Source organism: Pseudomonas sp. SIMBA_068, from assembly GCF_046534705.1.
GTDB lineage: Bacteria > Pseudomonadota > Gammaproteobacteria > Pseudomonadales > Pseudomonadaceae > Aquipseudomonas > Aquipseudomonas putida.
Genome location: NZ_JAWRYI010000147.1, coordinates 1 through 357, shown reverse-complemented (window position 1 = coordinate 357; position 357 = coordinate 1). Strand labels below are relative to the sequence as shown.

The window sequence follows — 357 nt, the reverse complement described above, 5'->3', positions numbered from 1 at the left end:
GTAGAGCGGCAGGAAATCGGGCAGCTCTTTGCTGTCCAGCTCCAGACCATCGGCACGATACTGTTCCAGCAGATCAACCATCGCCTGACCGCGATCGCGTGACTCACCGTGCACGTGTTCAAACAGCAGCAGCGAGGTGGCGCGGCCACGATCAAACAGTTCGCAGTAGTCAGCCTGCACGTCGAGCAGTGGCCGGGCACAGAGCTGATTGATAAAACGCACCAGCCGTGCACTCTGCTGCAGGTTGAGTTCAGTGGCGTCATCCAGCGCCGCGATCAGGTCGGAAGAGTGGGTAAACAGCGCCTCGTCCGGGTAGTCCAGCAGCCGCGAAAGAATCCGTAACGTCATCATGAGGCA

At 59.4% G+C, this 357-nt stretch carries 1 protein-coding gene; it reads right to left on the bottom strand.

Annotation, left to right across the window (positions count from 1 at the left end):
• A partial coding sequence (gene narJ / locus SB756_RS28580) for a nitrate reductase molybdenum cofactor assembly chaperone (protein ID WP_410912875.1) occupies positions 1–357 on the bottom strand: 357 nt, incomplete at both ends.